At 40.1% G+C, this 21,504-nt stretch carries 14 protein-coding genes and 1 pseudogene; 3 read left to right on the top strand and 12 right to left on the bottom strand.

Annotated features, from left to right (window positions below):
• Positions 1-25: 25 nt before the first annotated feature.
• From RB214_RS00075 to RB214_RS00065, 3 genes are all read right to left on the bottom strand, one after another.
• A complete protein-coding gene (locus RB214_RS00075; RefSeq protein WP_004335181.1) occupies positions 26-640 on the bottom strand; it encodes a YigZ family protein in 615 nt (204 codons plus the stop codon).
• An 86-nt stretch (positions 641-726) separates the two neighbouring features.
• A complete protein-coding gene (pepQ, locus tag RB214_RS00070; protein ID WP_004335183.1) occupies positions 727-2,049 on the bottom strand; it encodes a Xaa-Pro dipeptidase in 1,323 nt (440 codons plus the stop codon).
• A gap of 276 nt (positions 2,050-2,325) precedes the next feature.
• Positions 2,326-4,212, bottom strand: coding sequence for a transglycosylase SLT domain-containing protein (locus RB214_RS00065; protein WP_309167888.1), 1,887 nt, complete (start codon positions 4,210-4,212; stop codon positions 2,326-2,328).
• 192 nt (positions 4,213-4,404) lie between these two features.
• On the opposite strand from RB214_RS00065, the gene fadB reads away from it, so the two are divergent.
• Complete coding sequence (gene fadB / locus RB214_RS00060) at positions 4,405-6,564, top strand: fatty acid oxidation complex subunit alpha FadB (protein WP_138489862.1); 2,160 nt, start codon at positions 4,405-4,407, stop codon at positions 6,562-6,564.
• Positions 6,565-6,568: 4 nt separating this feature from the next.
• A complete protein-coding gene (gene fadA, locus RB214_RS00055) occupies positions 6,569-7,738 on the top strand; it encodes an acetyl-CoA C-acyltransferase FadA (protein ID WP_024597185.1) in 1,170 nt (389 codons plus the stop codon).
• 73 nt (positions 7,739-7,811) lie between these two features.
• Here the strand turns inward: fadA and RB214_RS00050 are convergent, their stop codons facing one another.
• The gene (locus tag RB214_RS00050; protein ID WP_149605229.1) at positions 7,812-9,776 is read right to left on the bottom strand and encodes an RNA-binding domain-containing protein; all 1,965 of its coding nucleotides are present in this window, start codon (positions 9,774-9,776) and stop codon (positions 7,812-7,814) included.
• 180 nt (positions 9,777-9,956) lie between these two features.
• Here RB214_RS00050 and tusA point away from each other — a divergent pair, with 180 nt between their 5' ends.
• On the top strand, positions 9,957-10,196 hold the full coding sequence (gene tusA / locus RB214_RS00045; RefSeq protein WP_004335190.1) for a sulfurtransferase TusA: 240 nt from the start codon (positions 9,957-9,959) through the stop codon (positions 10,194-10,196).
• A gap of 197 nt (positions 10,197-10,393) precedes the next feature.
• Here the strand turns inward: tusA and RB214_RS00040 are convergent, their stop codons facing one another.
• The 8 genes and pseudogenes from RB214_RS00040 to dnaA form a co-directional block, all read right to left on the bottom strand.
• Complete coding sequence (locus RB214_RS00040; RefSeq protein ID WP_309167887.1) at positions 10,394-10,843, bottom strand: hypothetical protein; 450 nt, start codon at positions 10,841-10,843, stop codon at positions 10,394-10,396.
• Between the two features lie 74 nt (positions 10,844-10,917).
• Complete coding sequence (gene glyS / locus RB214_RS00035) at positions 10,918-12,987, bottom strand: glycine--tRNA ligase subunit beta (protein WP_309167886.1); 2,070 nt, start codon at positions 12,985-12,987, stop codon at positions 10,918-10,920.
• Between the two features lies 1 nt (position 12,988).
• The gene (glyQ, locus tag RB214_RS00030; RefSeq protein WP_309167885.1) at positions 12,989-13,891 is read right to left on the bottom strand and encodes a glycine--tRNA ligase subunit alpha; all 903 of its coding nucleotides are present in this window, start codon (positions 13,889-13,891) and stop codon (positions 12,989-12,991) included.
• 124 nt (positions 13,892-14,015) lie between these two features.
• Positions 14,016-15,325: pseudogene (locus tag RB214_RS00025) on the bottom strand (IS4 family transposase).
• A 130-nt stretch (positions 15,326-15,455) separates the two neighbouring features.
• Positions 15,456-17,882: a DNA topoisomerase (ATP-hydrolyzing) subunit B gene (gyrB, locus tag RB214_RS00020; RefSeq protein WP_309167884.1), complete on the bottom strand. Its 2,427-nt coding sequence runs from the start codon at positions 17,880-17,882 to the stop codon at positions 15,456-15,458.
• 12 nt (positions 17,883-17,894) lie between these two features.
• Positions 17,895-18,989 carry a DNA replication/repair protein RecF gene (gene recF / locus RB214_RS00015; RefSeq protein ID WP_309167883.1) on the bottom strand — a complete coding sequence of 365 codons (1,095 nt, stop codon included), beginning with the start codon at positions 18,987-18,989 and terminating at the stop codon, positions 17,895-17,897.
• Positions 18,990-19,004: 15 nt separating this feature from the next.
• Positions 19,005-20,108 carry a DNA polymerase III subunit beta gene (dnaN, locus tag RB214_RS00010; RefSeq protein ID WP_004335206.1) on the bottom strand — a complete coding sequence of 368 codons (1,104 nt, stop codon included), beginning with the start codon at positions 20,106-20,108 and terminating at the stop codon, positions 19,005-19,007.
• Positions 20,109-20,121: 13 nt separating this feature from the next.
• Positions 20,122-21,504 carry a chromosomal replication initiator protein DnaA gene (gene dnaA, locus RB214_RS00005; protein WP_004335207.1) on the bottom strand — a complete coding sequence of 461 codons (1,383 nt, stop codon included), beginning with the start codon at positions 21,502-21,504 and terminating at the stop codon, positions 20,122-20,124.

Below are 21,504 nucleotides of genomic sequence, written 5' to 3'. Positions count from 1 at the left end.
CATTATATGCAATTTGTGTAGGTTATTACTCTTTAATAGTTAACTCAACTGCGCCGTGACTTAAATCAAAAATATCTTTGATTGCTTGCTGAGCTTCACGGCTATCGATTGTAATCACCCACTCAATATTAGCAGTAAATTGCTTATCAATATTAAGCACTTGATACTTTGTTTTTAATAACTGCTCAATCGCGCCTTGCATGCTGTACTCGCTACTCCCAGTAATTTCAACGCTGGGAACTTTAAGCACCGTTTGCAATTTTACTAATGCATTATTTAATGAGCCACCATAAGCACGTACTAGCCCGCCGGTGCCTAATTTTATGCCGCCAAAATAACGTGTCACCACGGCAGTGATTTCGCCAAGGCCCGAACCCACCAGCACATTTAACATAGGCTTTCCTGCAGTGCCATTTGGTTCACCATCGTCCGAAAAACCATAAACATGGCTGCCACCGGGGTTGCCTGCCACATGTGCCCAGCAGTTATGGCGTGCATCGCTATACTTTTCTTCAATGCTTTTAATAAATGTTTTTGCTGAATTTAAATCGGGGGTGTGTGCAATGTGGACTATAAACGTACTTTTTTTTATTTCTTCTTGATGAAAAACGTCAGCAGCAGGATATTTATATTCAGACATATTAAAAGCTCAATTAAAAATGGGGCCTAAAGGCCCCGTTCATATGCATATTTTAACGTTTATTCGCTAACTCGTCTTTATAGAAATTAATCGAGTTCTAAATTACGCGTCATATTCTCTAGGCTATCTTCGTGAACAATAATGTTATCTTCAATACGAATGCCGCCAAATGGTTTAAATGACTCTACCTTTTCCCAGTTAATAAACTGCTTATTATCGGTTTGCGCTAAATCACTAAGCAGTGAATCAATAAAGTATAAACCTGGCTCAATAGTAAACACTTGGTTTTTTTCGATCAGGCGAGTACAACGCAAGAACGGATGCCCTTCTGGCGATGGTTGATGTGTGCCCTTTTCGTCACTCATAAAACCGCCCATATCATGCACTTGTAAACCTAGGTGATGTCCTAGTCCATGCGGGAAGAAAGTAGATGTAATTTTACGCTCAACAATTTCCTCCGCGGGTAGGTTAACAATTTTAAAGTCACTAAGTATTTGTGCGATACGATTATGACATTCAACGTGTAAATCACCATAAAGCATACCCGGCTTTAAACCTTTACCTAACTCGATTTGTTGAACAGTCATCGCTTGCACAAGCTCAGCAAACTCACCCTGCTTTTTAAAATCATACGTACGAGTAATATCAGCAGCGTAACCATTAAAGTTTGCACCGGCATCAATTAAAAATGAGTTGTGGGTGTGTGGCACTTTTGGATCAAAGTGCGTGTAGTGCAAAATAGCGCAGTTTTCGTTAAGCGCAACAATGTTGCCGTACGGCATTTCATTTTCGCTTTGACGTGTCGCCATTAAGTACGCTTGCTGAATATCAAACTCGCTACCACCATTAAAGAATGTATCGCGTGCAGCTTTATGCCCATCTACTGCAATGCGGTTAGCGTTGCGTAAACATTCAAGTTCGTACTGCGTTTTATAAGCGCGGTGGTAATGAAAATAGTTAAGTACAGGCTCAGGGTTCATAATACTAAAACCAAGAGCTTGCGCTACTTCAATGTATTCACCCATGTAAGCATATTTAGCTTTATCGTATGGTAATAACTTTTCTACTTGATCAGGCTGAAGTAGTAGCTCTATATCAAAGTACTCAGCCCAAAAGTCGCGAGGCTCGTCTGGTACTTTATGCCAAAAATCTACCGGGCGATAAAATATTAGCTTTGGTTTGTCGCTGCCATTTACCACAATCCAGCAATGAGGGTTATCAATAACCGGTAACCATGCTTTAAACTGTGGATTAACTTTAAATGGATAATACATATCATCTAAAAACTGGCGCTTAGCTTGGCCTGAATGAATTACTAATCCTTCTAACCCTTCGCTATTACAAATTGTACGAGTACGCTGTTGCAGTGTTGCAATATGTTCGGCGTATAAAACGGCTAATTTATCCATTGTTAATCCATCTGTTAAATTTAACTTGCTATGAGTCTATCACTTATACCAATTGCATTAAATTAATGATCTATTATAGCGATAAGAAAATAGCTTAATATCAAGGCTAAAATTATGATACATAGTTGTTCTATATAAATAATTTTTAACGCAGTTATTGAATTATTTAATACGCTAGAATGATCATGTTTTTAATAAAATTGGTATTACCCTCAGCGCTCAAAAAAGGGGATATCTAAACGCATTAGATATCCCCCTACTTTAAACTTATGTTTACTAACCGCCCATTTTCATTTCGAGTAGCGGCGCTAATACATTACCTTCTCGGCCCATTCTTGTATGGTAAACCTGCCTGTACGCAAATACATTTTTTACGTAATCGCGGGTTTCGCGATACGGAATAAGCTCTACCCATAACTCAGCCGGAATAGCGTCATCAGGTAACCAACGCTTTATACGGTGATAACCCGCATTATAAGAAGCCGTAGCCAGTACTTCATTGCCATGGTTTTTCTTTTTTAAGTACTGTAAGTAACTCGTACCTAACCTAATATTTGTTTTAGGTTGATATAAACGACTACTTGTCACACTGCCTTTATTTACATACTCAGCAGTACTAGGTAATAACTGCATTAAACCACGCGCATTAGCATGCGAGCGTGCATCTGGCGCAAAAGAGCTTTCGCGCCTTGCAATAGCAATACTCCAAGCAACATCTATCTTGCTACGTTTACTGTAGCGCTCAAAAACATCTTGAAACGCAAACGGAAAACGTTGCTCTACGTTATCCCATGCTTTAATTTTTGCTAAAGTAAAAATAGTACTGTCGTGCCAACCTAAATCGGTAGATAGTTGTGATGCTGCCAGCTTTTCTTCATCGCTGGAGGTATCCGTTAAGTAATTCCATTCACGGCGTGCCGACGTAAAGCGCTCAATATCATAAAGTGCTTTTGCACGCTTAAAGCCTGGTGCATTACTCACTTTATCTACAAGTACCTTATCGACTGCTAAAGGCTGATTATTTAAATCAACGGGCAACCCCAAACGTGCTGCGGCTAAAAAGCCGTAATAATCACGATTAGCCGCTACTTTTTTCCAGATGTCGTCTGCTTTTTGTTGCTCGCCACGTTGTGCATAGCTATAAGCTAACCAATATTGCTGACCAATACTTAAATTTTCTTTACCTGTAAAAAATGCAGCAATCCCTTCCCAATCTTGGGTTTTGAGCATATTGCCCAGTTGCCATTGAATAAGCTTGCTGTCTAGTCGCTCTTTTGGCACTTTATTTAGCCAAAAGCTCGCTTGTTTATGCCCGCTAGAGGCAAGTGACAATGCAAAGGTGTAATACACATCCGCTTTTTCTTCATCGCTGTACTTAAATATTTTTTCTAGCTTTTCCCATGCTTTTAAAGCTAGCTCTTTATCGCGCCAAACCAAACGCTTAACACCATAAATAGCTATTTGCCCTTCTTTAGCCGACTTGTTTTTATATCTATATAATCCAGCGGCTGCGCTTGGATCTTTTCGCACTTTTAAATATAAGTCAGCTAAATAACGCTCCTTACTTGGTAATAAAGTTTTTAAGTAAGGTAATAGGCTTTGCGTTCCGCCTTGTGCAGCAAGTGTTACACGCTTCCAAACCGTTTCTTCTTTCATGTAGCCTTTTTTACGCCACGTAGAAAATAAACTATCACAACCATTAGGTTGCGATTTACCTACAGACCATAAGTCGGTCACCTGATTTAGAATTGCCTTTTCGGGCGCACCTAAATCAAGCTGAAAATCTAAATAAGTACAAGTAAGCTCCGTATTAGACGTTTCACGATAGTTGCGGATATACGCCGCCTTTTCGTTGTTATCTTTTAAATATTCTAACCACGCTTTGCGCACCGGCCACTCAAGCGGCGTATGCTGGTATATATTTAAATATTCTTCTATTTCTGCCTGATGTTTAATGCTCGGATGGCGTTGCCAATACGTTTTTTCAACATAAGGTTTTAACGGATGATTTAGATTACTAACCGCTTGTTTAAAGTCTTGGTAACTGCCGTACCTTACTTTTTTTTCGGCATCTAAAAATGCATCGTTATCGTTACTTGCCTCGGCAGAATGAAGAGGGAAAATGAATGCAGCTGCCGCAACACTTAGTAAATATTTTTTCATAATGTCCTTTAATAAAAATTAAAGTGGTGAATAAAAACTTTTCAACCACCTTAGCACCAAACCAGCTATATTTTAACCAGTCGATTGTAACCGAGTTAAATTTTTCGTTGCATTTTTAATTTAAAGCAAGCACACTGATTGAAATGCAAACTCATCGTACCAGTCTTAGTTCGTCAACTAGGGAGAATAATAATGTTATATAAAAGCGATTCCTTTGAAGTTAGCTTCCTAAAGGAAAACATCGCCGAGTTTAAGTTTTGTGTTGCAGGTTCTGTAAACACATTATCTCAAAAAACTCTTTCAGATTGCGCAGCAGCATTAAAAGAATTAGCCGCCAATACTGATATCAAAGGCATGATTTTTACCAGTGATAAAGACCACTTTATTATTGGTGCCGATATCTTCGAATTTTTACCTACATTTACTAAACCTGAAGAAGAATTAGTAGTGTGGATCAAAAACGCAACCGACGTTTTTGATGCAATTGAAGATTTACCATTCCCAACTCTAAGCGCTATAAACGGTATGGCACTTGGCGGTGGTTGTGAGTGGGCACTTGCTACCGATTATCGTGTGGCAAGCGAAACAGCTAAAATGGGCCTACCAGAAGTTAAACTTGGCATAATGCCAGGGTTTGGTGGCACAGTGCGCTTACCACGTATCATTGGCGCCGATAACGCGATGATGTGGATTACCTCAGGCGCAGAAAACCGCGCAGCAGATGCCCTTAAAGTAGGTGCGTTTGACGCGGTAGTTAGTGCTGACAAACTTCTAGAGTCAAGTGTATCAACACTTGAACTGGCGATTGCTGGCAAGCTAGATTGGCAAGCAAAACGCAACGTAAAACTACAGCCACTTAAATTAAACCGTGTTGAGCAAGGCATGAGCTTTGCTATGGCAGAAGGTATGGTAATGGGTAAAACCAAAGGCCACTATCCTGCACCGGTTATGGCTGTACGTACTATTAAAGCAGCGGCAAACTGTACTCGCGATGAAGCAATGGCAATCGAAAACGCTAACTTTGCTAAATTAGCACGTACACCAGAAGCAGCTGCACAGACAGGTATATTCCTAGCTGATCAATACATTAAAGGTAAAGCACGTAAATTTGCTAAGCACAGCGATGTAGAAATTAAACAAGCCGCTGTATTAGGTGCTGGTATTATGGGTGGCGGTATTGCATACCAGTCTGCTTATAAAGGCACACCTATTATAATGAAAGACATCCAACAAGATGCTCTTGATTTAGGTATGGGTGAAGCATCTAAGTTATTAGGTGCAAAAGTTAAGCGTGGTCACATGCCAATGGAAAAAATGTTGGCAACACTTAGCAAAATTAAGCCAACACTTAACGAGTCAGACCTACAAAGTGCCAACATCATTGTTGAAGCCGTTGTAGAAAACCCTAAAGTTAAGCAAGCAGTACTCGCTGATCTTGAAAAGAACATGCCAGAAGGCACTGTACTTACTTCAAACACATCGACTATTTGTATTGATTTACTAGCACAAGCGCTAGATAAGCCAGAAAACTTCTGTGGTATGCACTTTTTCAACCCTGTGCCAAAAATGCCATTAGTAGAAATTATCCGTGGTGCAAAAACCTCAGATAAAACAATTAATGCAGTAGTTGATTACGCGCTTAAATTAGGTAAATCGCCAATTGTTGTTAACGATTGCCCAGGCTTTTTTGTAAACCGTGTTTTATTCCCTTACTTTGCAGGTTTTAGCAAATTAGTGGTTGAAGGCGCTAACTTTGCAAAAGTAGATAAAGTAATGGAAAACGTATTTGGCTGGCCTATGGGTCCGGCTTACCTACTTGATGTTGTAGGTATTGATACAGCGTTCCATTGTACTGGCGTAATGGCTGACGGTTTCCCTGAGCGTATGGCGCGTGCTGATAAAGACCCGGTGACTATTTTTGCCAACGAAAAACGTTTTGGTCAAAAGAACAAAGCCGGTTTTTACAAATACGAAACAGATCGTCGCGGTCGTCTTAAAAAGTCTCATGACGAGACAGCAATTGAGCTATTAAGCCCAATTACAGACGCACCAAAAGAATTTGATAAACAAGAAATCATCGACCGTTGTATGATTCCAATGATCAACGAAGTGCTACTGTGCTTGCAAGAAGGCATTGTTGCCTCGCCGCAAGAAGCAGATATGGCATTAGTTTATGGTGTTGGTTTCCCTCCATTTAGAGGCGGCGCGTTCCGTTACTTAGATCAAACTGGTTTAGCTAACTTTGTTGCAGCAGCAGACAAATACGCTCACCTAGGTGCGATTTACCAAGTATCTGAACAAACTCGCAAGTGGGCCGAAGAAGGTCGTGTTTTCTATAAGGTGGAAGGTTAATATCATGAATAATCCAGTAATTGTAGATTGTATCCGCACACCAATGGGTCGCTCTAAAAGTGGTGTATTCAAACATAAACGTGCAGAAGACCTAAGCGCACATTTAATGAAAGGCTTACTAGATCGCAACCCTGCAGTTGATCCAGCATCAATTGACGATATTTATTGGGGTTGTGTACAGCAAACATTAGAGCAAGGCTTTAACGTAGCACGTAACGCATCATTGCTTGCCGGTATCCCACACAGCGTTCCTGCTGTTACGGTTAACCGTTTATGTGGCTCTTCTATGCAAGCATTGCATGATGCAGCACGCGCAATAATGACAGGCGCTGGCGACACTTACCTAATTGGTGGTGTTGAGCACATGGGTCACGTACCTATGACTCACGGCAACGACTTTCACCCAGGCTTAGCAACATCAATTGCACAAGCGTCTGGCTCTATGGGCTTAACAGCAGAATACCTTGCAACGCTTCATGGCATTAGCCGTGAGCAACAAGATGAATTTGCTTACCGTTCACATCAACGCGCACAAGCTGCAACTGTTGAGGGCCGTTTCCGTCGCGAAATTTTAGCAATGGAAGGTCACGATGCAGATGGTTCGCTTATCTTAGTTGAAGACGACGAAGTAATTCGCCCAGAAACAACAGTAGAAGGTCTATCAAAGCTTCGCCCTGTATTTAATCCTGCATCGGGTACGGTAACAGCCGGTACGTCTTCAGCACTTTCTGACGGCGCATCTGCAATGTTAGTAATGAGCGAAGAAAAAGCAAAAGAACTTGGTTTACCAATTCGTGCGCGTATTAAAGCAATGGCTGTCGCTGGTTGCGATCCATCAATTATGGGTTACGGCCCAGTACCAGCAAGTAAAAAAGCACTTGCTCAAGCCGGTATTACAATTGATGACCTAGGCGTAGTAGAACTTAACGAAGCCTTTGCAGCACAATCATTACCTGTAATGAAAGATTTAGGGTTAATGGATGTTGTTGACGAAAAAGTGAATTTAAATGGCGGCGCAATCGCACTTGGTCACCCACTGGGTTGTTCGGGTTCGCGTATTAGCACATCGCTTATTCACTTAATGGAAGACAAAAATGTACGATACGGTTTAGCAACTATGTGTATTGGTTTAGGCCAAGGCATTGCAACTGTATTTGAACGTGTTCAAGACTAATTAGTTTAAACATGTAAAACCATCTTGGTGATTAAAAAGGCGAACTGATTTTATTCAGTTCGCCTTTTTTATGCTATATCGTAGTATATCCCTGCATAGGTGAGTTTGGTTTGTGCGGAAAAGCCATTTTGAGGATACCATCTGAAACCATGGGCTTTAAATAGTTTTGTCTCAGACTTTGAGGTTTACGATCAAGTAAGACTTCTAACACAGAAACTGATATATAGTGACCCTTGCAAAGCTCACGTATTAACACTTTCATAGTATCTGTATCTAAACGCTTTTGTTCTCTAGCTTTAACCCCTAATGCGTTAAGTTCTTCTCTATAAAATAGCGAAAGAGAATCTAGTTCATTTACAAAAGGTTTATCTATCATGTCACTGATAAATCTACCTTTATCATCCCTATCGTTAGAGATAATTTCTGTTCCTGGCTCTTTATGCGTTAAGCTATCAGCTTTATGCGTTAAGTTATCAACACTATGCGTTAACCTACCAATACTTGTTAACGCATTTGTAAAAACATCCTCAGGCGATGGAGGCTCCATTCCTGGTAAACTATATGACTTATCCTTCTTCTCTCCACTAGAAACTAGAAAACCTTTATCGACTAATCTCGGTAATGAAAGAGTAACATCCCGTGAATGTTTGCTAGTAAGCTGGCAAGAGCGTTCATGGTTTACCCAGCCCTCAATAGCAGCCGTAGTAACAATCATTTGTTCTAACTCATCAAGAGAATAAAATGAGTCACCAAATAAAGAGACTAAGAGCTCCGTAATTTCTTTTGGTATTAAGCTAACGGTTGATAACTCAAGCAAGGTTTGTTCTGAGGGAAGCTGTTTTTCATATAGTTTTGGTGCTCTCCAATTAGCCGATTTCCATCCACTATATATTTTTGGAACACCTGAACCAGCTCGTTCACCAGCGCCTATCATTAGAAACATTTGGTGCATTCTGCGATTGCGGCAATCACTCTCACCTCCCTTTACAGCTAATTCCGGAGGAACTCTCATTAGCCCTGGATTACGAAACCCATATAGATCGGGTCGCTTCACAATTAAAATTGAACTTCTTCCGGTGTAATCGGCGTGAACAAGTGTATTTACTAAAGCTTCTCGTATAGCCTCATGTGCTTTAGATTTATCAAGGCGTACACCATCCTGGAGGTCAAATGGTACTTTTAATTCAGTTGTCAACTTTCGATAAGCACGTCTATAGAAGTCAAAAACATTACCTGACCAAGATCCATCAGGATACAGCCTATCAACCCAGCGTTCAGTGTTTGCCTCGTCGCGCTCCCTATAATCAACGAAATAATTAGGCATAGCGTCTTGAATAGCATCCCAAGTACCAAACATCAAAATTCCTGCTAAAGTTATTCCTTCTTCTCCAGATGATCTATCTTTTCTCCAACCACCTAATTGCTTGAACATCTCAAAAAGATCTAACTCTAACCACAAGTGTTGAGGTTTCGCGACTGCAAATAAATTTTTGTATGCCTTTAAGCTACCTAAGTCTATATCATCAAAATTATACCCAGATAAGATTTTATCATCTCTGCAACTTTCTACCTGTTCGGCCATCATTCTTTTTACTTGTTCTTCATTACAGCGTTGATCACCTTCATGAAGTCGAATATAAGTTTCTTTCATTGGCTGATTATTGAGGTAAATAGGTTTGTACTCACGCTTTGCAGAAGGTACTTTCACTATTAACAATAACTTATTATTTATATTTATTTGTTGTACATCTTTATTTGTTAATAAGTTAAAGTTAACTTTTGCTTTGTTATTCGCGATATCAAATAACTGCTTTTGGACAGTGTTTATATCTAATATTCCAGCGATTGATAATGAGCCTTTTTTCTCTTTCACACCTAAGACAACGTAACCACCACGAGTATTTGCCATAGCACTATAAGTTGGCCAAAAATCATCAGGTAACTTACCTCTACCATCTTTTCCCTGTGCCAATTTAAACTCTAGCTCTTCAGACTCAGAAAGTGCTTTCAAGTCCTTTTCATCTGTAATCTGAAACATTTCTAAATTCCTAATAGATAAATACTATTTTGATATATTATCAAATATGCATGATGGAACAATTTTATTTATATTCTTTATAGCTTAATAAGCATTAGTGATGTAGCTTTATTTATTGTTGCGAGGCAGCTAAACTACACGACCTAACCAAGCCGCGATTATTTTTACAGGTAACTTTTTATGAGCTTTGATAATCCCGATCACCAATTAGATGCCATAGGCCTTCGCTGCCCAGAGCCAGTAATGATGGTACGTGCTGCTATTCGCAAAATGAATGATGGTGAAACGTTATTAATAACCGCTGATGACCCATCAACCACTCGCGACATTCCGAGCTTTTGTACGTTTATGGATCATACGCTGGTGGCTAAAGATGCAGAAGAAGCACCGTATAGATATGTGGTGAAGAAAGGGCTTTAAACTCACGTAGGTCGGGTTGAGTTTTACGAAACCCAACGTATTTAATAACCACCAAAATAGTTTTGTTCGCCACACATGTTGGGTTTCGCTTCACTCTACCCAAACTACGAAACCCCCTTGGTGTTAATGCTGAATAAATCCTACAACGTCCTTGTCACAAGTCCATCAACCCACTAGGGCTATTAAATAGCTAAAAATTACTTCTTCGTTATCGTCACTTGTGGCTTATCGTAGTCACTGTAATCAATACTTACTATGTACGTGCCTTTTATTGCTGGTGTGAAACTAAAGTAGTTATAAATAGTATTACAGTCTGCGATAGCTGGCTGACCGAGTGTTAGTTTTTGCCCTGCTGGTTGTGCATCGCTGTAACCACAGTTGTAACCTTCACTAAAATCGGCATCGGCTATTTTAAATTCGTACACTTTACCTGGCGTACTAAATTTAACTTGTGTTTGATAAAGCGCAGGGCCAACTGGCGCAAACTGATACTGGGGTTCTGCATCCCACAGTGTAAAGTCGCCACGTAAGTAAATTGTGCGGTCAAGCTCTTGCTGTGGCAATACATCGTTAATCGAAATTTGGCTTGTACAGGCAGTAAGTAAACCAGTAATTGCTAAGGTTAAAATTCGTTTCATAGAAATCATCAATGGGTATCCTTTGCATACAGTGAAAACTAAAAAGCCAGCAAAACGCTGGCTTTTAAAATTGCTAATCGGTGTTATTTTTGTAAAACAGAAATATCTGCAATACCTAAAAACAATCCGCTTAACTGGCTTAATAGCGCAAGACGATTTTGCTTAACAGCTTCATCGTCGGCCATAACCATTACGTTGTCAAAAAAGTTATCAACACTTTCACGAATACCCGCCAATTGGCTTAATGCTTCTTGGTAGTTTCCATCTGCGTAAAGTGGTGCAAGGTCAGTGGCAAATTTTGCTACTTGTGATGCCAATACTTTTTCGGCGTCGTCGCTTAATAAGCTCTCATCAACAATACCTTGGCTGGTAATATCGTTTTTAGCCAGAATGTTACCTACACGCTTATTAGCTGCTGCAAGCGCTTCTGCTGCGTCTAATGTACGGAAGTGGCTTACGGCTTTAACACGGCGGTCAAAATCAACAGGTTTAGTCGGACGACGTGCAAGCACTGCTTGAATTACGTCTACTTCAATACCTTCGTCTTGATACCAAGCACGGAAGCGCCCTAGCATAAACTCAAATACGTCAGTTGATACATTTAAGTTAGTTAACTTGTCGCCAAACAATGTTTGCGATTTAGCTACTAGGTCTAAAATATCAAGTGGTAGTTCTTTTTCTACCATGATGCGCAGTGCACCAATAGCAGCACGACGAAGAGCAAATGGGTCTTTGTCACCTTTAGGTGCTTGGCCTATACCAAAAATACCCACCAGCGTGTCAAACTTATCAGCAATCGCTACTGCGCAGCTAATTAAGTTTGTTGGTAATTTATCCCCTGCAAAGCGTGGCATGTACTGCTCGTTTTGCGCTACGGCTACATCTTCGGCTTCACCATCGTGGCGAGCGTAATGCATTCCCATTACACCTTGCACGTCGGTAAATTCCATAACCATTTCAGTCATTAGGTCAGTTTTACTTAATAAGCCTGCACGCTGTGCTAGGTCTTTATCAGCACCTAATTGCTCAGCAATATAACCTGCAAGTTCACTAATGCGCTCAGACTTATCTTTAAGCGTACCAAGTTGCTTTTGGAACAATACGCTATCAAGCGACTCTAATCGGCTTTCTAGGGTTTTCTTTTTATCTGTTTCAAAGAAGAACTGTGCATCGGCTAAACGCGGGCGCACTACTTTTTCGTTACCAGAAATAACCACACTTGGATCTTTACTTTCGATGTTAGATACAAACAAAAACTTATTTAAAAGTTTGCCGTTTTGATCTAATAACGGGAAATATTTTTGATCGTCTTTCATGGTGTAAATTAACGCTTCGGCTGGTACATCTAAAAATGCTTCTTCAAATGTTGCCGTTAAAGTAACTGGCCACTCTACAAGTGATGTTACTTCTTCCAGTAAATCTTCATCCATTGCAACAACAGCGTTAACTGCGCTTGCAGCCTCTTCTATTTGTGCTCGAATTTGCGCTTTACGTTGCTCGTAATCAGCAATAACGTAAGCAGATTTAAGTACGTCAAAAACGTCATCTGCATGGTTAATGCTAATTTTTTCTGGGTGATGAAAACGATGACCCTGAAGCTGGTTAGTTATTTGCTTACCAAGAATTTCGCCTTCAAGTAGCTCATCACCAAATAAAATAGTTACTGTATGCACAGGGCGAATAAATTGTGTTTTATTCGCGCCCCAACGCATTGGTTTAGGGATTGGTAATTTACTTAATGCTTTTGTGATTGCATCTGTCATTAGGGTTTTAGTTTCTTGCCCTGCTACTTTAGCAATGTGCAATAACCAAGCGCCTTTATCGGTTTCAAGTGTTTGTGCGTCTTTTACTTCAATACCACAACCACGTGCCCAACCCATTGCTGCTTTTGTTGGGTTACCTTCGCTGTCAAACGCTGCCTTTGTTGCTGGGCCACGCTTTTCAACTTCTTTGTCTTGTTGCTTAGCTTCAAGCGCTTTTACTTGTAAACCCAAACGACGAGGCGATGCATACCAGCTTACGCCTTTGTGTGCTAATTCTAATGTTTCTAGCTCTTGAGTTAAGTTTGCAGCAAAGGCTTCTGCTAATTTACGCAATGCTTTTGGTGGTAACTCTTCAGTGCCAATTTCTACTAATAAATTTTGTGCTGACATTTTACTTATCCTTACACAGCGGGAAACCAAGCGCTTCACGTTTGTCATAGTAACTTTGTGCACACGCTTTTGATAACGCACGAACGCGTAAAATATAACGCTGACGTTCGGTTACCGAAATTGCGTGGCGTGCGTCTAGTAAGTTAAATGCGTGCGATGCTTTCATTACTTGCTCGTATGCAGGTAGTGGTAAGTTAGCTTCAATTAACTTTTGGCTTTCTGCTTCACACTTATCAAACTGTGCAAATAAGTCTTCTACGTTTGCATGTTCAAAATTATAAATAGATTGCTCTACTTCATTTTGATGGAACACGTCGCCGTATGTTACGCGCCCTAGTGGACCGTCTGCCCATACTAGGTCGTAAATGCTATCTACGCCTTGAATGTACATTGCTAAACGCTCTAGGCCGTAAGTAATTTCGCCTGTTACTGGTGAGCACTCTAAGCCACCCACTTGTTGAAAGTAGGTAAACTGCGTTACTTCCATGCCGTTTAACCAAATTTCCCATCCCAAGCCCCATGCGCCTAGCGTAGGTGATTCCCAGTTATCTTCTACAAAGCGAACTTCGTGAGTAAGAGTATCAATACCCATTGCCGCTAATGAGCCTAAGTAAAGCTCTTGGATGTTATCTGGCGATGGCTTTAAAACTACTTGGAATTGGTAGTAATGTTGTAGGCGATTTGGGTTTTCACCATAGCGACCATCCGTAGGACGACGACACGGCTGAACGTACGCGCTCGACATTGGCTCTGGACCAATAGACTTTAAAAATGTTTGCGGGTGAAATGTCCCGGCTCCCACTTCCATATCAAGTGGTTGAATAATGACACAGCCTTGCTGCGCCCAATAATCCTGTAAAGCCAGGATCAAACCTTGAAAGGTTTTTACGTCATATTTTTGCATATTTGGCTTTTTACTATCTAAGAAGTAGCGTGAAAATTACCCTTAGTATACCGTGTGTACACTCAGGTTTTAAGCAGTTTGTGTAATTGAAAAAATAAAAAAGGAGCCATTAGGCTAATGCCGTTCACTTAAGGTGAGCGGCTTTTTTATTTCTAGCGTACCGCTGTGGTCTTGGCTTGACTGCACGAGGAAAACCTCGATCCCTTCGAGGCTCTAGAATTAGGCTTTCTGCCATCGCATAAAAGTATTTTAATTGACGTGGTATGGCTCCAGGTGTTGAATAAGGTAATCCAACAAGCAACCTCATTATTTGAGCTAAACTACCATTGAAACTCAGTTGGTACGGTAAATAATCACCTTTTAATGTGTGGCACATTTTTACCATCTGATATCGCACCATATTATAAGTAAGCAACACTCCCCACAGCTCTTGCTTTACAAGCGCTGGTAAGCGACTTCTTAATGTTAATCGATTGCCCAGCATATATTGCTTTTGTTCCCGATAACCAAGCTCTATCTCCCAGCGGTGACTGTACAAATCACCTATATCGGCTGATAGATATCGCATCGGATCTGTCATAGATGTCATCACACTATATGATTTCCCCTTTATTTTTCGAGTCACTAACCTCGCGATTAAGGTGTTAGGCAGCGTTGGCCACATCTTTCTTGCTCTTGGGTTGCTGCTAAGTTGGACTAATTTATCATTACGCCCTAATGTTTGAATAACTTCATATTGCACATTTTTTTCAGGGGGATTAGCCAATGGCGTTCACTGCCAGTTGTTTGCCATTTATGTAAAAGCCCTAAAGAATAGAAACCTTTGTCGAATAAAGTGAGACTGTTATCGGGTGTGGTTTCTATAAGCTTTTCAGCCAGCACCATTTCATTGACCTTGTAATCATCAAAAGCACTCCCCGTGATTAGGTGGCTGCTTAGCTCCATTTGACACACCATTCTGACCTGTGGGTATTGTGTATTAGTCGGTTTTGTAAAGGCTTCATTGTTTTGGGGTGAGTCATCCGTACGCCAAACGACACCATCGACACCAAGCAAGGTAAGCCCATTCCAATGAGGATGATTAGCGTCATTATTCCAATGCCTTTGGGTGCATTCAAATAAGGCTTTCATGGCGGCTTCACCTAGGTTTTTACGACGCTGAGTTAAAGCACTTGGCGCAACAAATGGCTTACCATCGCGGTCAACAATGTCGAGCATATTAACGACATCGGCCATCGATTTGTCATTATAAATAACCATCCCGATCAACAACCAAGCCATCGATTCTAGGGTTAGTTTTCTTTTTCGTAGTGTAACGGTTTCGGTCAGTGCATAGGCTTCTTCGATAAGAGATAAAGGGAGTAAGTCTGCGAGTGTTTCAACGTCATTAGGTTTGATGTTGTTAATAATATCGAGAGCATTAGAAAGTTGCATAAAAAAATCCGAATTCTACAAAAGAATTCGGATTCTTACATACCTAGAAGATCGTTCAAGTGCTATTAACTAATTCTTAAATGATCGGCATTAGAGCCATTAGGCTCCTTTTTCGGTGTAAGTAATATTTTTACACGTCTAGATTAACTACGCGTAGAGCGTTAGTTTCGATAAACTCTCTACGAGGCTCTACTTGATCACCCATTAAGGTGGCAAATAATTGATCCGCGCCAACAGCATCTTCGATCGTTACTTGTAACATACGACGAGCACTAGGATCCATTGTTGTTTCCCAAAGCTGGCTTGGGTTCATTTCACCCAGTCCTTTATAGCGTTGAATATAGATCCCGCGCTTAGATTCTGTGATCAACCATTCCAAAGCATCCACAAAGTTATCAACAGGTTTTGTTTTCTCACCACGTTGAATATAAGCACCTTCTTTTAGGATGTTTGCAATGTTAGTACCAGTCACAGCAATGCGTTGGTAGTCACGTGATGCAATAAAGTCATAATGAAGTACATGTGCTTTATCAACACCGTGCTGACGAATATTCACAACCGGGTAATACATATTACGCTCAGCGTCAAACTCTGTACCCGCATGGAAAATAGTTGCATCTTCATCACGTACAATCAGGTCATCAACTAACTCTTTTGTCCAAGCAATTACTTTAGCTTCATCAGAAAGGTCATCAGTTTTCAACTCTGTTTGGTAGATTAAGCGCTCCATTACCGTGTTAGGATATTTACGCTTTAAACGCTCAATAACTTTAACTGTATTTTGGTAATCGTGAACGACTTTCTCTAGCGCTTCACCTTCTAGCGCAGAAGCATCTGCACTTGGATATAAAGCAGCATTATTAAGTGCAAGCGACGTTAAGTATTCTACTAATGCAGGATCATCTTTAATATAACGCTCTTGCTTACCTTTTTTCACTTTATAAAGTGGTGGTTGAGCAATATAAATATAACCGCGTTCTACAATTTCAGGCATTTGACGATAGAAGAATGTTAGTAGTAACGTACGAATGTGAGAACCATCCACGTCCGCATCGGTCATAATGATGATACGGTGATAACGTAATTTCTCAGGGTTATATTCGTCACGACCAATACCACACCCTAATGCAGTAATTAGTGTTGCTACTTCTTGCGAAGATAACATTTTATCAAAACGTGCTTTTTCTACGTTTAATATTTTACCTTTAAGCGGAAGAATAGCTTGGTTTTTACGGTTACGTCCCTGCTTGGCTGATCCGCCAGCAGAGTCCCCTTCCACTATATATAGTTCAGATTGGGCTGGGTCTTTTTCTTGGCAATCAGCTAGCTTACCTGGTAAGCCTGCTAAGTCCATTGCACCTTTACGTCGTGTCATTTCACGGGCTTTACGCGCCGCTTCACGTGCGCGTGAGGCATCAATAATCTTACCTACAACAATTTTGGCATCAGTTGGGTTTTCTAATAAAAACTCAGTGAATTTTTCAGCCATTGCCTGCTCAACCGCAGATTTAACTTCACTTGATACTAGCTTGTCTTTAGTTTGCGATGAGAACTTAGGATCAGGAACTTTAACACTAACAACAGCCGTTAAGCCTTCACGGGCATCATCACCGGTAGCATTGCTGGTTGTTTTAGCTTTCTTGTTAAAGCCTTCTTTTTCCATGTAGTTATTAAGTGTACGTGTTAGCGCTGATCTAAAACCGGCTAAGTGAGTACCACCATCACGTTGTGGAATATTATTTGTGAAACAGTAAATGTTTTCTTGGTATGCATCATTCCACTGCATTGATACTTCAACACTAATACCATCTTCTTCACGTTCGTGAGTAAAATGGAACACACCTTTATGTATAGGTGTTTTATTACGGTTTAAGTATTCTACGAAAGCTTGAATACCGCCTTCATATTTAAAGTGGTCAGATTTATTTTCTTCACGCTCATCATTTAAGATGATGCTCACACCTGAGTTTAGGAATGAAAGCTCGCGTAAACGCTTAGCTAAAATGTCGTAATGAAAATCTAAATTTGTGAATGTTTCAGCGCTTGGCCAAAAACGTAATTCTGTACCAGTTGTTTCTGAGTCACCAATTACAGCTAAAGGTGCATCTGGAACACCCATAGTATAAAACTGCTCATGAAGCTTACCTTCACGACGAACAGTCAGTTTTAGTTTTTCTGAAAGTGCATTTACAACAGAAACACCAACACCATGTAAGCCACCCGATACTTTATAAGAGTTATCATCAAACTTACCACCGGCATGAAGTACCGTCATAATAACTTCGGCTGCAGATACGCCTTCTTCTTCATGGATAGAAGTTGGGATACCACGACCGTTATCTCGAACTGAGACAGAACCGTCTAAGTGAATCGTTACATAAATATCATCACAATGACCTGCTAAGGCTTCATCGATCGAGTTATCAACGACCTCAAACACCATGTGGTGTAAGCCTGTGCCATCATCGGTGTCCCCAATATACATTCCAGGACGCTTTCTTACTGCGTCTAATCCTTTAAGTACTTTAATACTCGACGAGTCATAATTCTCAGACATGGTTAATCCCACTTATCTTGTTATTAGGTTGCCATGTTTCACGTGGAACATTTGTAGTTCTCGTTGCATGGGTTCCACCACAGCAGAAATACTTTCAGATAAAATTGAAGAGATAAAAATTTGAGAACTGCAGTGAGCAAGTAATTGTCCCACTTTCTCTTTTGTATCTTCGCCTAATTCTGAAGGTAAATCATCTATTAGCAATATAGATTGCTTATCTGTCTCTGACTCAATTAAGCTATTTTGCGTAACTTTCAACGCATACAATAATAGCTTCAATTGACCGCGTGAGAATGTATTCTCCACACTGTTGCCAACGACACTAAAACTAAAATCGGCCTTATGAGGGCCTTTACTTGTAAACCCTTGGCGAGCATCTCGCTCAAAGTTTTGCTCTAACGCATCTGCAAGAGATTCAGTCTCTTTCCAGCCTGCGCTAAAGGTCATTTCTAAATCACGTACAAGCGTCAATTCTGCACACATTTTATCAAAAAATTGCTGCTTAAACCTACTTATATACGCCAATCTTAATTTATTTATTTCTTCAGCCAGTCTAACAAATTCTTTGTCCCAAAACTTAATTTGGTCAAAATAATTCTTGGGCTTAGTTTTTAATAATGCATTACGTTGTTTAAGTACTCTATTAAATGATTGCCACAAAAAAAAGAACTCATGTTCCACGTGGAACAAACCTAAATCTAAAAACTTTCTGCGCTCTTTAGGTCCACCAAAAAACAAAGAATAACTCTCTGGTGTAATAATTTGTACAGGCATAAGTTGAGCTAGTTCTGATATCTTACGGCTCGCCTTACCTTGAATTTTTAAATTGGTCTCACCCGTTTGCGTTTTACTAATACCAATTGGAATTGATAAATCGTGTATTGTTTTACGCCCGTGAATTACAAATTGCTCTTGCTGGTGCGCAATAATACTTTTGTGTTTTGGAGTACGAAAAGATTTGCCATGAGAAAGGTAATATATAGCCTCTAAAAGGCTGGTTTTTCCGCTGCCATTTTCACCATAAATTATATTAACGCCGTTGACTGGTTCTAGCGTCAGCGCCTCAATATTACGAAAATATTTGAGGCTCAAATGACTTAAGCTCATTATGTATTTATAGTCTTATAAACGCATAGGCATAACAACGTACATTGCTTCTTCATCGCCTGCACCTTCAATTAATGCACTGCTGTTTGAGTCGGCTAATGTAAATAGTACGTCTTCTGTTTTTAATGTGTTTAGTACATCTAATACGTAAGACACGTTGAATCCTATTTCTAGGTCCGCGCCTTCGTAACTTACTTCAACAACTTCTTCAGCTTGTTCTTGCTCTGGGTTATTGGCAGTAATTTTTAATAAACCGTTTGATAGGTTTAAGCGTACACCACGAAATTTTTCATTCGATAAAATAGACACTCGTTGAAACGCATTTCGTAACCATTCTCGGTTAGCTGTAATTACTTTGTCGCCACCACGTGGTAATACACGACGGTAATCAGGAAAGCGTCCATCAACTAGCTTACTTGTAAATGTAAACTCAATATCAATAATACGTATATGGTTAGCACCAAACTGAATTGTAACCAATTCGTCGTCAGCTACCATAAGGCGCATAATTTCTTGCACACCTTTGCGAGGTATAATTAATTGACGTTGAGTGTTAAGCGATTGCGTTAATTGCTTTTGTGCAATAGCTAAACGGTGGCCATCTGTTGCTACTGTTTTTATGTCTGTATTATCTACTTCAAACGACATACCGTTTAAGTAATAACGTACGTCTTGATTCGCCATCGAAAAATGCGTGCTTTCAAGTAACTTACGAAGCTCTAAACGAGTTAGTTGAAATTCAACCTCACCATCCCACTGCTCTAAATTGGGAAAATCATCAGCTGATAAAGTCGTTAATGAAAAACGGCTTTTACCACTGGTTAAAAGTAATTGGTGCTCTTGCAAGCTTAAAGTAATGTCTGAACCATCAGGTAGACTTTTACAAATATCGAGTAACTTTTTAGCGGGTAACGTTAGTTTTGTATCGGCAATATCATCACCTACAAATACGCCAGAAACTAATTCAATTTCAAGGTCAGTACCCGTCATTGAAAGTTGTCCGTTTTCTACCACTAACAAAACGTTAGATAAGATTGGTAGTGTGTGTTTGCGCTCTATTGCACCCGACACTTGCACCAATGGCTTTAAAAATTGTTGTCTTGATATTGTTATTTGCATAATAAAGTCAGCCCTAAGATGACAATGTTCTTATTAAGTTTTGGTAATCTTCTTTAATTTCGTGGCTTTCGTCACGTAGTGATTTTATCTTACGACATGCGTGTAATACGGTCGTATGATCGCGTCCACCAAATGCGTCACCAATTTCAGGCAAGCTGTGATTAGTTAATTCTTTAGATAGTGCCATGGCAACTTGGCGTGGCCTTGCTATAGAGCGGCTGCGGCGCTTAGACAATAGATCTGACACCCGAATTCGGTAGTACTCAGCAACGGTGCGCTGAATATTATCTATCGTAACCAGCTTATCTTGCAAGGCAAGTAAATCGCGTAGTGCTTCTTTTACAAAATCAATCGAAATTGGACGACCTGTAAAATTAGCATTAGCAATTACACGGTTAAGTGCGCCTTCTAGTTCACGTACATTTGAACGTAATTTTTTGGCGATAAAAAAGGCAACTTCATGTGGTAAGTTAATCTTACTTTGCTGTGCTTTTTTCATCAAAATAGCAACGCGAGTTTCAAGTTCTGGTGGCTCAATCGCGATTGTTAATCCCCAACCAAAACGTGATTTAAGACGGTCTTCAACCCCTTCAATCTCTTTTGGATAACGGTCAGAGGTTAAAATAATTTGTTGGTTGCCTTCAAGTAATGCATTAAAGGTATGAAAAAACTCTTCTTGTGAACGCTCTTTATTAGCAAAAAATTGAATATCATCAATCATTAATGCGTCAACACTGCGGTAATAGCGCTTAAATTCTTCTATCGCATTATTTTGCAGTGCCTTTACCATATCTTGAACAAAGCGTTCTGAATGCATGTAAACAATTTTAGCATCTGGCTTGTTTGCCATAATGCCGTTACCTACTGCATGTAATAAGTGAGTTTTACCTAAACCAGTACCACCGTAAATAAATACAGGATTAAAAGCAGAGCCAGGATTATCGGCAACTTGAGTAGCCGCTGCTTTTGCTAATTGGTTTGATTTACCCTCAACAAAGCTGTCAAAGGTATAATTTTCTTTAATGTTAGATTTGTAACCTGATTTAGGCGCAGGTTCAACAACAGGCTTTTGCTCACGAGGCTGTTGTTTTGTAGAAGCTTGTGGTGCTGATTGAGTTTCTATAACCGGTGCAGCTTGAGCATTTAATAAAGGCTTACTACCTACATCAAAACGTAGTTTTGGTGCTTCAACACCACAAATTTCTACTAATAATTCGTTAATTCTATTTAGGTACTTTTCTCTTACCCAATCAAGCACAAAGCGATTAGGTGCATAAATCGTCAAGGTATCTTCGGTACTTTCTGCTTGTAGTGGTCTTACCCACATACTGAATTGCTGCGAAGGCAGCTCATCTTGCAATACATATAAACAACTTTGCCAAACCGACAGATACAC

It is taken from the genome of Pseudoalteromonas sp. HL-AS1 (assembly GCF_031198785.1).
Taxonomy (GTDB): domain Bacteria; phylum Pseudomonadota; class Gammaproteobacteria; order Enterobacterales; family Alteromonadaceae; genus Pseudoalteromonas; species Pseudoalteromonas distincta.
Note: the sequence above shows the minus strand (reverse complement) of the source record. Positions and strands in the feature narration are given on the sequence as shown.

Bases quoted from the DNA above. Each gene is read 5' to 3' on its own strand.
- RB214_RS00075 (WP_004335181.1), bottom strand. From the start codon at position 640: ATGTCTGAATATAAATATCCTGCTGCTGACGTTTTTCATCAAGAAGAA.
- pepQ (WP_004335183.1), bottom strand. From the start codon at position 2,049: ATGGATAAATTAGCCGTTTTATACGCCGAACATATTGCAACACTGCAA.
- RB214_RS00065 (WP_309167888.1), bottom strand. From the start codon at position 4,212: ATGAAAAAATATTTACTAAGTGTTGCGGCAGCTGCATTCATTTTCCCT.
- fadB (WP_138489862.1), top strand. From the start codon at position 4,405: ATGTTATATAAAAGCGATTCCTTTGAAGTTAGCTTCCTAAAGGAAAAC.
- fadA (WP_024597185.1), top strand. From the start codon at position 6,569: ATGAATAATCCAGTAATTGTAGATTGTATCCGCACACCAATGGGTCGC.
- RB214_RS00050 (WP_149605229.1), bottom strand. From the start codon at position 9,776: ATGTTTCAGATTACAGATGAAAAGGACTTGAAAGCACTTTCTGAGTCT.
- tusA (WP_004335190.1), top strand. From the start codon at position 9,957: ATGAGCTTTGATAATCCCGATCACCAATTAGATGCCATAGGCCTTCGC.
- RB214_RS00040 (WP_309167887.1), bottom strand. From the start codon at position 10,843: ATGATTTCTATGAAACGAATTTTAACCTTAGCAATTACTGGTTTACTT.
- glyS (WP_309167886.1), bottom strand. From the start codon at position 12,987: ATGTCAGCACAAAATTTATTAGTAGAAATTGGCACTGAAGAGTTACCA.
- glyQ (WP_309167885.1), bottom strand. From the start codon at position 13,891: ATGCAAAAATATGACGTAAAAACCTTTCAAGGTTTGATCCTGGCTTTA.
- gyrB (WP_309167884.1), bottom strand. From the start codon at position 17,882: ATGTCTGAGAATTATGACTCGTCGAGTATTAAAGTACTTAAAGGATTA.
- recF (WP_309167883.1), bottom strand. From the start codon at position 18,989: ATGAGCTTAAGTCATTTGAGCCTCAAATATTTTCGTAATATTGAGGCG.
- dnaN (WP_004335206.1), bottom strand. From the start codon at position 20,108: ATGCAAATAACAATATCAAGACAACAATTTTTAAAGCCATTGGTGCAA.